Consider the following 13,696-nt stretch of genomic DNA (forward strand, 5'->3'; position numbering starts at 1 on the left):
CGCCGATCTGCGCACCACCGCGTTTTTGCAACCCTCGGTCAAGGTGCTGCAAGAGACTGGCCTATGGTCGCGGCTTTTGCCCTATGCCGCCCCGTTGCAAATCATGCGGATCATCGACGCGGGCGGTGTCGATTCGGTGCCGCGGGTGACCAAAGAATTTGACGCCAGCGAGATTTCCGATCTGCCCTTTGGCTGGAATCTGCCGAACTGGCTTTTGCGGCGCGAAATGGTGGCGCGGCTGGCAGAGCTGCGAAATGTGCGGTTTCTGCCCGGTCTTGCCACCACCCGCCTGCTCACCCGCGAGGCTGAGGCGCTGGTGACCCTGTCGGATGGGCAAAAAATTGCGGCCAAACTGTTGATCGCGGCAGATGGGCGGTCCTCGCCCATGCGCGAGGCTTTGGGAATTTCTGTGAAAACAACGCGCTACGGGCAAAAGGCCGTGGTTTTTGCCCTGCGCCACCCGATCCCGCATCACAATGTTTCGACCGAAATTCACCGCTCTGGTGGGCCGTTTACCTTGGTGCCGCTGCCTGATCGCGACGGCAGCCCCTGCTCTGCCGTGGTCTGGATGGAGACAGGCCCCGAGGCCCAGCGGCTGGCGGCCCTGCCGGTGGCAGAGTTCGAAGCGGCGGCAAATCTGCGGTCTTGCGGAATTTTGGGCGAGCTGCGCCTTGCCAGCCCGCGTTCGCTTTGGCCGATCATCTCGCAGGTTGCCGACCGGATGTCGGGCGAGCGCACCGCACTTTTGGCAGAGGCCGCGCATGTGCTGCCGCCCATCGGCGCGCAGGGTTTGAACATGAGCCTTGCCGATCTGGCCTGCCTGCTCGACTTGGCGCAGGCCGACCGGGCGGGGCTTGGCAGCCCAGCCATGCTTGACGCCTATCACCGCAGCCGCCATCTGGATGTGGCCGCGCGGGTGACGGGGATTGATGCGCTGAACCGCGCGTCGATGATGCAGGGCCAAGGGCTGCGCGATCTGCGCGCGGGCGCTTTGAACGCCGCCTATAGCCTTGCGCCTTTGCGCAAAACCCTGATGAAAGCCGGGCTTGGCCTGCGCGCCGCCGATTGAAAAAGGGCCGCCAAACCGGGCGGCCCCTTTGAAAAAAAGAGGTTGCGTAGGTTACAAAACCGCCTCTACGCCCCTGCGCAGCCGCGCCATGGTGGCGTCGACATCCACCAGCTTATCCAGACCAAACAGCCCCAGCCGGAAGGTGCGGAATTCAGCGCCCTCGCCCACCTGCAAAGGCACGCCAGCCGCGATCTGCATGCCCAGCTCGCGGAACTTTGCGCCGTTTTGCACCAGCGGATCTTCGGTAAAGCTGACCACGACACCCGGTGCGGCAAAGCCCTCGGCCGCAACCGAGACCACGCCGCGCTCTGCCAGCAGGGCGCGCACCGCACGGCCCAAGGCCCATTGCGCGGCCTTGGCCTCGGCAAAGCCCATCGCTTTGGTTTCCAGCATAGCCTCGCGCATGCCGACAATCGCATCGGTTGGCATGGTGGCGTGATAGGCATGGCCGCCCGCTTCATAGGTGGCCATGATGCTGCGCCATTTCTTCAAATCAATCGCAAAGCTGTTCGAGGTTGTCGCCTCAAGCCGCGCTTCGGCCAAGGGGCTGAACACAACGATGCCAGCCGAAGGCGAGGCCGACCAGCCTTTTTGCGGCGCCGAGATCAGCACATCGACCCCCGTCGCCGCCATATCGACCCAGATGCAGCCGCTGGCGATGCAGTCCAGCACCATCAGCGCGCCAACCTCATGCGCGGCGGCAGCCATGGCGGCGATATAATCATCGGGCAGGATAATTCCGGCCGAGGTTTCCACATGCGGCGCAAACACGGCCTCGGGCTTGGTTTCGCGGATTTTGGCACAAACCTCGTCGATCGGAGGCGGCGCAAACGGGGCTTTCGCGCCATTGCCAGCCGCGCGCGCCATCACCACGGTGGTCGATTGCGCAAAACCACCGGCGTCAAAGATCTGCGTCCAGCGATAGGAGAACCAGCCGTTGCGCACGATCAGCACGTTGCCTTGGCCAAACTGCCGCGCCACGGCCTCCATCGCATAGCTGCCACCGCCCGGAATAAGCGCTGTGGCCGAGCCGTTGTAGACCTCTTTCAGCAGGCCCGACACATCGCGCATCACGCCTTGGAATTTGGCCGACATATGGTTCAAAGACCGATCGGTGAAGACCACCGAGAATTCTTCCAGACCCTCTGGATCGACATGTGCATGTGGCAGTTTCATCGACGCTCTCCCTTATTTCAGCGCAAGATAGCGCAGCAGGGGCCAAAAACCAGCCCCTTTAACCCAAGGGGCCGCGGCGGCGTTCTTCGGTCAGCAGCACATTCGCCTCGACTTGGCCAACACCGGGCAGCGTCATCACCCGCCGCCGCAGCACACGTTCGAAATCGGCGATGTCGCGCGCGACCACGCGCAGGCGGTAATCAAACAGCCCCAAAACGTGCTGCACCACCTGCACTTCGGGGATCGCGCCCGCCGCGCGTTCGAAATCTTCCAACGAAACCCGCCCCTTGGTTGCCAATTTCACCCCCAGAAACACCGTCACGCCAAAGCCAAGCGCCGCGCGGTCGGCATCAACCCGCGCCCCCGCGATCACGCCCGCCTCTTGCAGCCGCTTGATCCGCCGCCAAGCCGCAGGCTGGCTGAGCCCCAGCCGCCGCCCCAACTCGCCCGCCGAAAGGCCCGCGTCCTGCGACACTTCGCGCAAAATCATCCGGTCGATATCATCCAGATCCATCACAGCGGCAGCCCCTCGCCGTCTTTTATCGTGGCAATCAGCATCAGCGCGTCCAGTTCAGCAATATGCGGCAGCGCCAAAATCTGCTGGCGGTAGATCTGCTGATACTGCGCCATATCGCGCGCGATCACGTTCAGCCGCACATCGACACGGCCCAAAAAGGTCTCAATCGCCACCACTTCGGGCACCTCGCGGGCGGCGGCAATAAATTCGTCAAAGGCGCGTGGGTCGGTTTTATCCAGCGTAAAGCGCAAGGAAACTTCGACCTCGTAGCCCAGCTTGCGCCAGTCGATCACCGCGCGCGGCTTGCCGATCAGCCCCGCCGCCTCCATCCGTTCCAGCCTGCGCCACAAGGTCGCCGCCGTTACCCCCGCCTGCTGCGCAAGATCGGCGCGCGCAAGGCTGGGGTCAGCCAGATAATGCCGCAGAATGCGCCTGTCAGTTTCGTCGGTTTGCATGATTTTTCTGCTATTGGCTTATTTCAGGAATGAATTATCCAGTTATTGCCAGAATTACCAGAAAAACGCAGAGCAAACAGCCCAAAAATCCCTATGCTGCCCCCATCAACATGAAAAGGAGCGCCCCATGCGCGTTTATTACGATCGTGACTGCGACATCAACCTGATCAAGGACAAGAAAGTCGCTATCCTCGGCTATGGCAGCCAAGGCCACGCCCATGCGCTGAACCTGCGCGATTCGGGTGCAAAGAACCTTGTCGTGGCGCTGCGCGAAGGCTCGCCTTCCGCCAAGAAAGCCGAAGGCGAAGGCCTGAAGGTTATGGGCATTGCAGAGGCCGCCGCTTGGTGTGACCTGATCATGTTCACCATGCCCGACGAATTGCAGGCCGACACCTATAAGAAATATGTGCATGACAACCTGCGCGAAGGCGCTGCGATTGCTTTTGCGCATGGCCTGAACATCCACTTTGGCCTGATCGAAACCAAGCCCGGCGTTGACGTCATCATGATGGCGCCAAAAGGCCCAGGCCATACCGTGCGCGGCGAATACACCAAAGGCGGCGGCGTGCCTTGCCTTGTGGCTGTGCACCAAGACGCAACTGGCAAAGCGATGGAACTTGGTCTGTCCTATTGCTCGGGCATCGGTGGCGGTCGTTCCGGCATCATCGAGACCAACTTCCGTCAAGAATGCGAAACCGACCTGTTCGGCGAGCAGGCCGTGCTGTGCGGTGGCTTGGTCGAGCTGATCCGTATGGGCTTTGAGACGCTGGTCGAGGCGGGCTACGAGCCAGAGATGGCCTATTTCGAATGCCTGCACGAAGTGAAGCTGATCGTCGATCTGATCTATGAAGGCGGCATCGCCAATATGGATTACTCGATCTCGAACACTGCGGAATATGGCCAATATGTTTCCGGCCCGCGCATCCTGCCTTATGACGAGACCAAGGCCCGCATGAAGGCCGTGCTCTCCGATATTCAGTCCGGCAAATTCGTCCGCGACTTCATGCTGGAAAACGCGGTTGGTCAGCCAACGATCAAGGCGTCGCGTCGCTCTAACGACGAGCACCAGATCGAACTGGTCGGCAAAAAGCTGCGCGACATGATGCCTTGGATCTCCAAGGGCAAAATGGTCGACAAGGCCCGCAACTAAGGCCGCGCGCCTTTGCAAAAGCGATGGGCCAGAGGGAAACCTCTGGCCTTTTGCGTGGCGCAAGGCCACTGAGGGCAAAGACTTTTACCAACGGACGGCGCAATGACCCCCACCCGCAACGACTGGCTTTCGATTTTCGCTCTTGGCCTTGTCTGGGGCGGCACTTTTATGGTGATTGCCTTTGCGCTGGAAGGCTATGGGCCGCTGACGGTTGCCTGCGCGCGCACCAGTTTTGGCGCGGTCACCTTGCTGCTGGCGCTGCGGGTGATGGGTCTGGGATTGCCGCAGGGCTGGGCGGTCTGGCGCTATATCCTGCCTGCGGGCGTGCTGTCGACGGCGCTGCCGTTTTTCCTGCTGTCTTGGGCGCAAGCCTCGGTGCCTTCGGCCTTTGCGGGGTTGTCGATGGCGGCGGTGCCCCTGTTCGTGCTGCCGCTGGCGCATGTGTTTTCCGACGAAAAGATGACACTGCGCAAATCCTTGGGCTTTGGTCTGGGCTTTGTCGGCGTGGTTTTGGTGCTGGGCCCAACCGCGCTGGAGGGTGGGCCAAGCCTGCTGCCGCATCTGGCGTGTTTTCTGGCGGCGCTGTGCTATGCGGTCTCGTCGGTGCTGACGCGGCGCTGCCCCAAAGTCGAGCCCGTGGGCTTTGCCGCCGCCACCTTGATTGTGGGCGCGGCGGTCTTGGTGCCTGCGATGCTATCGGTTGAAGGCCTGCCGCACTGGGCGGGCACGCAGCCCGCCATTGCCATCGTGTTTCTGGGGCTGATGCCGACGGCGCTGGCCGCCTTGTTGCGGGTCAGCATCATTCGCCGCGTTGGGTCGGGCTTTATGACGCTGACCAATTATCAGGTGCCGCTGTGGTCGATGGCCTTTGGCGCGGTCTTGCTGAAAGAAGCGCTGCCGCCGACCTTCTTTGCCGCGCTGGCGCTGATCCTTGGCGGCATGGCCCTAAGCCAAAGGCGCGCCTAGATCTGCGGGGCGCCCCCCTTGACCACGCTGCCGCCCCCTGCCACCTTGCCGCAAAAGACGAGGTATTTTATGACCACCTTATTGATCCTGATGCCAACCGGCGGGCATATTGATACGCCCTGCGTCCATTCGCTGATGGGGCTGACCCAAGCGCTTTCCAAACGCGGCATTGGCTTTGCTTTGCGCACCTATGAATGGTCTGATCTGGTGATTTCGCGCAATTACCTGTTGTCGGTGTTTTTGGGTCTGACAAAGTTCAGCCATGCGCTTTTGCTGGACAGCGACATGAGCTTTGAGCCGGACTTGTTCTTTAAGCTTCTGGATTTCGACGAAGATTTCACAGTTGCCGCCTATCCGCAGCGCCGAATGCCTTGGGCTGCGCTGCGCAGTGCAATCGAGCGCGAGGCGGTCAAACCCGAAGCAGAGCGGGCCAGCACCGCAACGCTTTTGGCGCAATCGCTGCGCTATAATATCCCGGGCGTGTTTGAAAAGGGCCAGCCCTGGCCGCTGGAACGACGCGATGGCTTTCGCAAGGTGCCCGGTGCAGGTACCGGATTTATGCTGTTGAAACGCGCGGTTCCTGAAAAAATGGCCGAAATGGGCGTGGCGCTGCCGGTGCCCGATTTCAACGGCCCCGGCTATCCTGACGCGAATTTTCATGACTTCTTCAGCCATCTGCGCGGCCGCGAAGGTGGCGTGATGCATGGCGAAGATACCAGCTTTTGCCGCCGTTGGGTCGCGGGCTGTGGCGGCGATATCTGGTGTTACGAGGAGTCTCGGATCACCCATCACGGCCACCTTGCGTTTTTGGGCGACTACGGCCTGGTCGACAAACCTTAAACCGCAGCCTCGACCGCGGCAACGATCTCGCCCACCACATCGGCCAAAAGCCCAGCATCTTCGCATTCTGCCATCACACGGATCAGCGGCTCTGTGCCCGATTTGCGGATCAAGATCCGGCCTTTGCCCTCGATGGCTTGGGTCTTGGCGGCAATCACCGCCTGCACCGTCGCCGCCGCCAAAGGGTTTTTCCCCGCCGCATAGCGCACGTTTTTCAGCATCTGCGGCACGGTTTCAAACTGGCGCACCAGATCGCTGGCCGCACGGCCCGAACGCGCCATTTCCGCCAAAAACTGCAAGCCTGCAATCATCCCATCGCCAGTGGTGGCATAATCGGTCATCACGATATGGCCCGATTGCTCACCGCCCAGATTGAAGCCGCCGCGCCGCATCGCCTCGACGACATAACGATCCCCAACCGAGGTGCGCTCCAACCGCAAGCCGCGCGCGGTCATAAAGCGTTCAAGCCCAAGGTTTGACATCACCGTGGCCACCAAAGTGCCACCCAGCAGCCGCCCCTCCTCCGCCCAACGCCCCGCCAGCAGCGCCATGATCTGATCGCCATCGGCAACATGGCCGGTTTCGTCCAAGATCATCACCCGATCGGCGTCGCCGTCCAGACTGATGCCAACATGCGCGCCATGCGCCACCACGGCCTCGGCTGCGGTTTGGGTATGGGTCGACCCGCATCTGTCGTTGATGTTCTTGCCGTTTGGCGTCACCCCGACCGAGATCACCTCGGCCCCCAATTCCCACAGCACCTCGGGCGCGGTTTTATAGGCCGCGCCATTGGCGCAATCTATCACCACCTTTAGCCCGTCCAAGCGCAGGCCCGCGGGAAAGGTGGTCTTGGCATATTCCTGATAGCGGCCGCGCGCATCCTCGATCCGCTTGGCGCGGCCGATGTTTTCGGGATGCGCCAAGGCAATATCGCCAAAGACCATGGCCGAGATTTCCTCTTCGGCCGCATCCGACAGCTTAAAGCCATCGGGGCCAAAGAATTTGATACCGTTGTCATGGTGCGGGTTGTGGCTGGCCGAGATCATCACGCCCAGATCGGCGCGCATCGAGCGGGTCAGAAACCCCACCGCAGGTGTCGGCACCGGCCCCAGCAAAAGCACGTTCATGCCTGTAGAGGTCAGCCCCGCCGTCAGCGCGTTTTCCAGCATATAGCCCGAAAGCCGGGTGTCCTTGCCGATCACCACACGGTGCGCGGTGCTGCCATCGCGGCGAAAGAACCGCCCCGCCGCTGCGCCCAGCTTTAGCGCCATCTCGGCCGTCATCGGATAGCTGTTGGCGGTGCCGCGCACACCGTCGGTGCCGAAAAGCTTGGGACTCATTACGCCACTCCTGAAGTTGAGGCTTGCCAAAGCGAAATAGCTTGGCGGGTTTCGGCCACATCATGCACCCGGATCATCTGCATGCCTTGTGCCACGCCGGCAAGCGCCACGGCAAGACTGCCCGGCACGCGCTTCTGCGCCTCGGCCTCGGCGCCGATGGTGCCAATAAAGCGCTTGCGCGAAGCGCCCAGCAGCACCGGCACCCCCAGATTGTGAAACAACGACAGCCGCGACAGCAAGGTCAGATTATGCTGCAAGGTTTTGCCAAAGCCGATGCCGGGATCCACCGCAAGACGGTCGCGCGGGATGCCTGCGGCCTCGGCCTGCGCAAGGCGGGCGGAGAGCGCGTCGTAAACATCCAGCAGCACGTCGTCATACTGCGGGTCGGCTTGCATCGTCGCAGGGGTTGCGACCGAATGCATCAAGATCACCGGCGCGCCCAAAGCCGCCGCCACCCCCGCCATCGCGGGGTCAAATTGCAACGCGGTGACATCATTCAAGATCGTCGCCCCCGCCGCAAAAGCCGCCGCTGCGACCGAAGCTTTGCGGGTGTCGATAGAGATAGGCAGATCCAGCCCGCCCCTCCGCAGCGCCGCAATCACCGGGGCGGTGCGCGCAGCCTCTTCCTCTGCCGCCACTTCTACCGCGCCGGGTCGGGTGCTTTCGCCACCAATGTCCAGAATATCGGCCGCCGAGGCCATCACCCGCGCCTGCATCATCGCGGCTTCGGGTTTCAAAAACAGCCCGCCATCGGAAAAACTGTCTGGCGTGATGTTCAAAATTCCCATGATCCGCGGACGATCCAGCTTCAGCCCGCCAAAATCGGCACGCGGCGCCGACAGCCGATCGCGGGTTTCCGCGTCAAGATCGGCAAGGCTTGCAATACGCGACGGCGCGCCGCGCGTCAGCACCTCGACCTGCGAAAACCAGGTCCATCCACCTGCCAAAGGCAAAGCCCCCTTCGGGCGGGCGGGGTCACTCATCGCAATGGGGCGGTAATATATCATGCGCCGTTGGTAAAACGCGGCGCGCAGTCCGGCAAGCCCAAAACCTTAGCCGCGATCAACCCGCACGCGGCTTCCCGCCGGCAATGCAACAGAGCCGTGAACAAGCAGCCGGTCCGCTGCCATCAATTCAGCAAGCCAAAGCGCCAGCGCCACGGGTTCGCGGCTATGAGGGCCATCGACCGCATCCAGCACCAGTTTTGACGGCGCCCAAACCACCATCTGCCCGCGCTTGATCGCCCAATCAATCTCGGTCCGCGTCGCCATCACCACACAGCGCGGATCGCGCGCGGCCAGAACCCACGCGTTTTGCTCGATCGCCAGCAGATCTACCCGGCGCTGGGTCGGGCGGTGGCCGGTCTGCGGCTGCGGCTGATCCGGCAGACCCACGGTCAGGATCACCGGACGCGCCTCTGCCTGCCAAGCATCCAACCGCTGCGCCAAATCTGGCGCGGCCAGCGCGGCATTGTCCAGATAGACCACCAGCGGATGCACCGAGGCCTCTTCGCCATCATGGCCCACCACTTTGATCGCTGCCTCGGCGCGGCTGCGCACAATCTCAACCCCAAGTTTATAGGGGCCGACATCCAGCTTTTCGATCCGCACAAAGGCTCGCATCGCCTGCGGTTCGGCCAAAATCCGCTCCGCCAGACGTTCGGCCAAGGTTTCCAGCAGGTTCAACCGCTCGGCCGCAAGCTCTGTCGCCACAGCTTCGGTCAGCCGATCATAGGATAAAATCAGGTCAACGTCGTCGTTCAAAGGCTGCGACGCGGGGCGCACTTCGACCACGATATTGAACATCACCCGTTGCTGATGCCCACGCTCGGATTGAAACGCGCCGATATCGACCGCCACAATGTGATCACGCAGCGAAATGCGGTCGCGAGGCGCTGCCCCCGCCGAGGCCAGCGAGCGTTCTTCAGGATGCGCAAAGGCAAGCGTTACGTCGTTGGTCATGGGCCCCTCGAACGGCGATAAGTTTGTCGCAAGCTAGCCGCTTGACCCCCAAGCCCCTAGTCCGAACCCGACACCAAGCGCAAGCCCCGCGACGTTAGCGCATCCGATAAAACAGATGCGACCCGATCGAGGCGGTTTTGGCAAAGCGGCGCGACCAGTCAGGATTGACAGCAGTGGTGTGAAAATGCGTCGCCCCTGCGGTCAAAGCGCGCGGCGCGCCATCCATCATCACCCGCGCAATCCGGCCTGCAATATCGGCAGCATCGGGGTTTGCCAGAACTTCGGCCATGCCATCGCAATTGAACGAGAATTGGCAACTGCGATTGCCGCCCTGCTTGACCACGCCGCAGATCGAATTGGGATAGCGCGTGCTGTCAACGCGGTTCAAGATCACCTCGGCCACCGCGAATTGGCCTTTGACGCCTTCGCCGCGCGCCTCGAAATAAAGTGCGGTGCGCAAGCAGTCCCATTGCGGATCAGACTTGGGCGCGGGCAGCTGTTCCAGCCAAGCTTTGGAGTAGTGCAGCAAGACCGGCTTCTTGGCCGACAACTTGCCAAACAATTTCGGAGTTTTGGCAAAAAGCCCATGCACCGCAGGCTCTGGCTTACGCCCAGTCAAAAGCTCTTGCAAATGGTCGGCAGGCAACGCGCCCACGGCCTGATGCTCGGCCCCCAGCAGGGAGGCAAATTGGGTAGTCATCAACGAGGCGGGCTCGTTGGATTGGCTCACCGTAGCTTCGGCGAAGGCCGCCCCGCTAAAGACCAAAAACGCCGCAGCTGCGATGGTCCAGGCTTGGTGCAAGCGCATATGTTTCGTCCTAGTCTATTTCAGCAGCAGTGCGCAGGCGATGCCAACGCAACAGCCGCTCGAGCTAAAGCACCCAAACCCATTGGTCTACCCATGCGGCAGATTCATTCACAACCAGCCCAAAATTCAGGCGGATTCTTGCCGACTTCCCCCGAAATTATTACATAAATACCTGATAACAATAATTTATTTTAAATCCGCCAAAGCCAGATGTGCCGCAGCCAAGCGGGCCAACGGCACCCGATAGGGCGAGCAAGACACATAATCAAAGCCGGCTTTGCGACAAAATCCAATCGATTCGGGGTTGCCGCCATGCTCGCCGCAGATCGAAACTGTCAGATCAGGGCGCGTCTCACGGCCCCGCTCGGCCCCAATCAGCAGCAATTCTCCGACGCCATCCACATCCAAAACATGGAAGGGATCCTCGGGGAAAACCCCCTGCTGGACATAGGTGTTCATAAAGCGGCCCGCGTCATCGCGCGACAAACCGTAGGTCATCTGTGTCAGATCGTTGGTGCCAAAAGACAAGAACGACGCATGCTGCGCGATGTCGCCCGCCCGCAAAGCCGCCCGCGGCGTTTCCACCATAACGCCCAGTTTAAAATCGAAATCGACGCCCGATTTCACCCGAACCGAGGCCGCAACCGCGTCGATATGGGTCTTAACCAGCTCGACCTCGCGCTTGGCCGAAACCAGCGGAATCATGATTTCGGGCACCACGGCGGTGCCTTTGCGCGCCACCTCGACTGTGGCCTCGAAAATCGCTTGTGCCTGCATGGCATAGATTTCCGGCAGCACCACGCCCAGCCGCACGCCGCGCATGCCCAGCATCGGGTTGAATTCGGCCAAGGCCTCGGCCCTGCGGGTCACTTCCGACAAGGGGCGGTCCAAAGCTTCGGCCAATTCGCGCAGGCCTTCGCGGCTGTGGGGCAAAAACTCGTGCAAGGGCGGGTCAAACAGCCGGATGCAAACCGGAAGCCCCGCCATGATTTCAAACAGTTGCACAAAGTCAGCCCGCTGCATCGGCAGCAAGCGCGCCAAGGCTGCGGCGCGATCTTTGGACGTATCGGCAAAGATCATCTCGCGCATCACCACAAGCCGGTCTTCTTCGAAGAACATATGCTCGGTGCGGCACAGGCCAATGCCCTGCGCCTCGAATTTGCGCGCGGTGGCGGCATCGGCGGGGGTGTCGGCATTGGCGCGAATGCCGATGTCGCGCACGTTATCGGCCCAGCCCAAGAGCTTGCGAAACGCATCGTCCAAGGCCGGCGCCAGCATCTCGGCCGCCCCTGCCAGCACTTGGCCGGTGGTGCCATCCACCGTGATCAGATCGCCTTCGCCAAACACGCGCCCATCGGCGGCAAGTAGGCGTTTTTCCTTTGAATCCAAACGGATACCCGTGGCCCCCACCACACAAGGCACGCCAAGCCCGCGCGCAATCACCGCTGCATGCGAGGTCACACCGCCGCGTTCTGTCACCACGCCCACCGCCGCGTGCATGCCGCGAATGTCTTCGGGCGCGGTTTCACGCCGCACCATGATGCAGGGCTCGCCCCGCGCGGCCGAGGCTTGCGCGGCTTGGCTGGAAAACACGATCCGGCCCACCGCTGCCCCCGGCGAGGCGGCAATGCCCTTGGCAAAGACATCGCGCGCCGCACTGGTATCGACCTGCGGGTGCAACAATTCCGACAGCGCCCGCGGCTCGACCCGCAGCACGGCCTCGTTTTGACTGATGATCTCGTCTTCGGCCAAGGCCACCGCGATCTTCAGCCCAGCCCGTGCCGAGCGCGCGACCTTCACCGCATCCAGAACCGAAAGTTTGCTGTCTTCGATGGTGAATTCGATCTGCATCTCTTCGCGCAGCTTGCGGCGGCAAATTGCGCCATAGGCAAGAAGGTCTGCAAAAATCTCTGGCGCGATGTCTTCCAGCGAGGGGCCGCGCTTGTCTTGAGTGAGAAAAATCGCCTCATTTTTCTTAAGCGCATCGCGGCCTTGGCTTTGGCCAAGATAGCGGCCTTTGACCAGCGGCAGGCCGGTGACGGGATCAATAAATTGGATCACCCCCGAGCCAGAGATGCCTTGACCAATGCCCTGCGCCATTTCCTGCACCACAAGGCCTAAAGCGGCCTCGGTCGGCGCGCCCTTGGCTTGGCGCAAGAGGCGGGCAGAGGTGCCCTCCCAAGCCCGCGCCATCGACCTAAGCACCTCTGAAAGCTGGGTTTCTGCGCTTTCGGGGAAGGGTTCTTCCATCTCGCGCTCGTAATGGCGCAGGGCCTCGCGCAACGCGTCGGGGGTGGCGTGACCGGTTTCAAACATATCGGGGTCAAGACGAGCGACATGGGTGGCATAGGTCTGCACAAAGCGCAGATAAAGCGCGTCAGCGGCCTCGCGGCCATGGGTTTTGACCAAGGTTTGATGGCGGCTGGCGTTCATGCCGATGTTGAGAATGGTGCCGGGGCCGCCCCAATCGGGATTGCCCGGAGACGGGCGCACCGAAATCAGCGGCGAGGCGCCAAAATGCGAAAGGATGGATTTGATATCAATGGGATGCCCAGCCGCAATCGAGCGCACGGTCTGCGCGGGCAGCGCCACGGTTTCAGGCACAGGCAGATTGAGGCGGATCAGGCGTTGCAGGCATTTGGCCCGCCAGCCGTGATCGGCGGCGCGGATATCTGCCGTTGGGGTAAGTTCTGTGAAATCAGAGACTTGGAGGGTTTTCTGCACTGCGGCACCTTTATTCTGCGCCAGCAGGATACACGGCTTGGGGTGGGGCGCAAGCTTTGTGACGGGCTTGTGGGATTTTGCCGAGGCGAAGGCAGGGGGGCCAGCCCCCCTGGCCAGTTTGGCAGGGCCAAACCGGCCTCCCCCCGGGATATTTAGGCCAAGATGAAAGCCTAGCCGTCGAGTTTGGTGAGATCGGCGACGCCTGAGCAGATGGCGCGGATGCGGTGCAGCAGGTTCAGGCGATTGCGGCGGATGATCTCGTTTTCAGAATTGACCTGAACCGCGGTGAAGAAAGCGTCGATGGGGGCGCGGAGTTTGGCCATAGCCTCCATTGCGGTGGCGAAATCTTCGGATTTCATCGCGGGGGTGATGGCGGCTTCGGCGGTATCGAGGGCGGTGAAAAGCGCGCGTTCTGCGTCGGAATCGGCGAATTTCAGGTCTGCACCGAAGGAATATTCGACGCCGTCTTTGGCCTCGGCTTGCGTCAGGATGGTGTTGGCGCGTTTGAAGCCTTGCAGAAGGTTCGGGCCGTCTTCGGTTTTCAGGAAGGCCGCGAGGGCTTCGGCGCGTTTGACCAAGAGGGTGAGGTCGTCATTGCCGGGCATGGCAAGGCAGGCGTCGATGACGTCGTGGCGGATGCCTTGGTCTTTGAGGAAGACTTTCAGGCGGTCGTGGAAGAAGGCGAGGAGG

Annotated in this window: 13 protein-coding genes; 4 read left to right on the forward strand and 9 right to left on the reverse strand. The window is 61.7% G+C overall.

Going from position 1 to position 13,696, the window contains the following annotated elements:
- On the forward strand, positions 1-1,069 hold a 1,069-nt coding region (locus V7Q10_RS07545; RefSeq protein ID WP_333868460.1), incomplete at its 5' end, for an FAD-dependent monooxygenase.
- Between the two features lie 51 nt (positions 1,070-1,120).
- Here the strand turns inward: V7Q10_RS07545 and V7Q10_RS07550 are convergent.
- The 3 genes from V7Q10_RS07550 to V7Q10_RS07560 are packed head-to-tail and all read right to left on the reverse strand — an operon-like array spanning position 1,121 to position 3,217.
- Positions 1,121-2,245, reverse strand: a complete 1,125-nt coding sequence (locus tag V7Q10_RS07550) for an aminotransferase class V-fold PLP-dependent enzyme (RefSeq protein ID WP_333868461.1) — start codon at positions 2,243-2,245, stop codon at positions 1,121-1,123.
- 58 nt (positions 2,246-2,303) lie between these two features.
- On the reverse strand, positions 2,304-2,762 hold the full coding sequence (locus tag V7Q10_RS07555; protein WP_333868462.1) for an Lrp/AsnC family transcriptional regulator: 459 nt from the start codon (positions 2,760-2,762) through the stop codon (positions 2,304-2,306).
- Entirely contained in the window at positions 2,759-3,217 is a 459-nt protein-coding gene (locus V7Q10_RS07560) for an Lrp/AsnC family transcriptional regulator (RefSeq protein WP_333868463.1), read from the reverse strand. Before V7Q10_RS07560 ends, V7Q10_RS07555 begins: the two co-directional genes overlap by 4 nt.
- A 127-nt stretch (positions 3,218-3,344) precedes the next feature.
- On the opposite strand from V7Q10_RS07560, the gene ilvC reads away from it, so the two are divergent.
- The 3 genes from ilvC (at position 3,345) to V7Q10_RS07575 (ending at position 6,173) form a co-directional block, all read left to right on the forward strand.
- Positions 3,345-4,367 carry a ketol-acid reductoisomerase gene (gene ilvC / locus V7Q10_RS07565; protein ID WP_333868464.1) on the forward strand — a complete coding sequence of 341 codons (1,023 nt, stop codon included), beginning with the start codon at positions 3,345-3,347 and terminating at the stop codon, positions 4,365-4,367.
- Between the two features lie 102 nt (positions 4,368-4,469).
- Entirely contained in the window at positions 4,470-5,333 is an 864-nt protein-coding gene (locus V7Q10_RS07570; protein ID WP_333868465.1) for a DMT family transporter, read from the forward strand.
- Positions 5,334-5,402: 69 nt separating this feature from the next.
- The gene (locus tag V7Q10_RS07575) at positions 5,403-6,173 is read left to right on the forward strand and encodes a hypothetical protein (RefSeq protein WP_333868466.1); all 771 of its coding nucleotides are present in this window, start codon (positions 5,403-5,405) and stop codon (positions 6,171-6,173) included.
- Here V7Q10_RS07575 and glmM read toward each other — a convergent pair.
- The 6 genes from glmM to V7Q10_RS07605 form a co-directional block, all read right to left on the reverse strand.
- Positions 6,170-7,513, reverse strand: coding sequence for a phosphoglucosamine mutase (gene glmM, locus V7Q10_RS07580; RefSeq protein WP_333868467.1), 1,344 nt, complete (start codon positions 7,511-7,513; stop codon positions 6,170-6,172). The genes V7Q10_RS07575 and glmM overlap by 4 nt on opposite strands.
- Entirely contained in the window at positions 7,513-8,520 is a 1,008-nt protein-coding gene (folP, locus tag V7Q10_RS07585) for a dihydropteroate synthase (protein WP_333868468.1), read from the reverse strand. The genes glmM and folP overlap by 1 nt, the downstream gene beginning before the upstream one ends.
- Positions 8,521-8,565: 45 nt before the next feature.
- Positions 8,566-9,474 (reverse strand): dihydroneopterin aldolase, encoded by a 909-nt coding sequence (locus V7Q10_RS07590; protein WP_333868469.1) that lies wholly within the window; start codon positions 9,472-9,474, stop codon positions 8,566-8,568.
- Positions 9,475-9,568: 94 nt separating this feature from the next.
- Positions 9,569-10,282 (reverse strand): cell wall hydrolase, encoded by a 714-nt coding sequence (locus tag V7Q10_RS07595; protein ID WP_333868470.1) that lies wholly within the window; start codon positions 10,280-10,282, stop codon positions 9,569-9,571.
- 186 nt (positions 10,283-10,468) lie between these two features.
- Complete coding sequence (locus V7Q10_RS07600; RefSeq protein WP_333868471.1) at positions 10,469-13,006, reverse strand: putative PEP-binding protein; 2,538 nt, start codon at positions 13,004-13,006, stop codon at positions 10,469-10,471.
- 170 nt (positions 13,007-13,176) lie between these two features.
- The coding region (locus V7Q10_RS07605; protein WP_333868472.1) for a DALR anticodon-binding domain-containing protein at positions 13,177-13,696 on the reverse strand (520 nt) is incomplete at its 5' end.

This window comes from Cypionkella sp., from assembly GCF_036782355.1.
Lineage (GTDB): Bacteria > Pseudomonadota > Alphaproteobacteria > Rhodobacterales > Rhodobacteraceae > Cypionkella.

Coding starts and splice junctions, on each gene's coding strand:
- V7Q10_RS07550 (WP_333868461.1), bottom strand. CDS start 2,245: ATGAAACTGCCACATGCACATGTCGATCCAGAGGGTCTGGAAGAATTC.
- V7Q10_RS07560 (WP_333868463.1), bottom strand. CDS start 3,217: ATGCAAACCGACGAAACTGACAGGCGCATTCTGCGGCATTATCTGGCT.
- ilvC (WP_333868464.1), top strand. CDS start 3,345: ATGCGCGTTTATTACGATCGTGACTGCGACATCAACCTGATCAAGGAC.
- V7Q10_RS07570 (WP_333868465.1), top strand. CDS start 4,470: ATGACCCCCACCCGCAACGACTGGCTTTCGATTTTCGCTCTTGGCCTT.
- V7Q10_RS07575 (WP_333868466.1), top strand. CDS start 5,403: ATGACCACCTTATTGATCCTGATGCCAACCGGCGGGCATATTGATACG.
- glmM (WP_333868467.1), bottom strand. CDS start 7,513: ATGAGTCCCAAGCTTTTCGGCACCGACGGTGTGCGCGGCACCGCCAAC.
- folP (WP_333868468.1), bottom strand. CDS start 8,520: ATGATATATTACCGCCCCATTGCGATGAGTGACCCCGCCCGCCCGAAG.
- V7Q10_RS07590 (WP_333868469.1), bottom strand. CDS start 9,474: ATGACCAACGACGTAACGCTTGCCTTTGCGCATCCTGAAGAACGCTCG.
- V7Q10_RS07595 (WP_333868470.1), bottom strand. CDS start 10,282: ATGCGCTTGCACCAAGCCTGGACCATCGCAGCTGCGGCGTTTTTGGTC.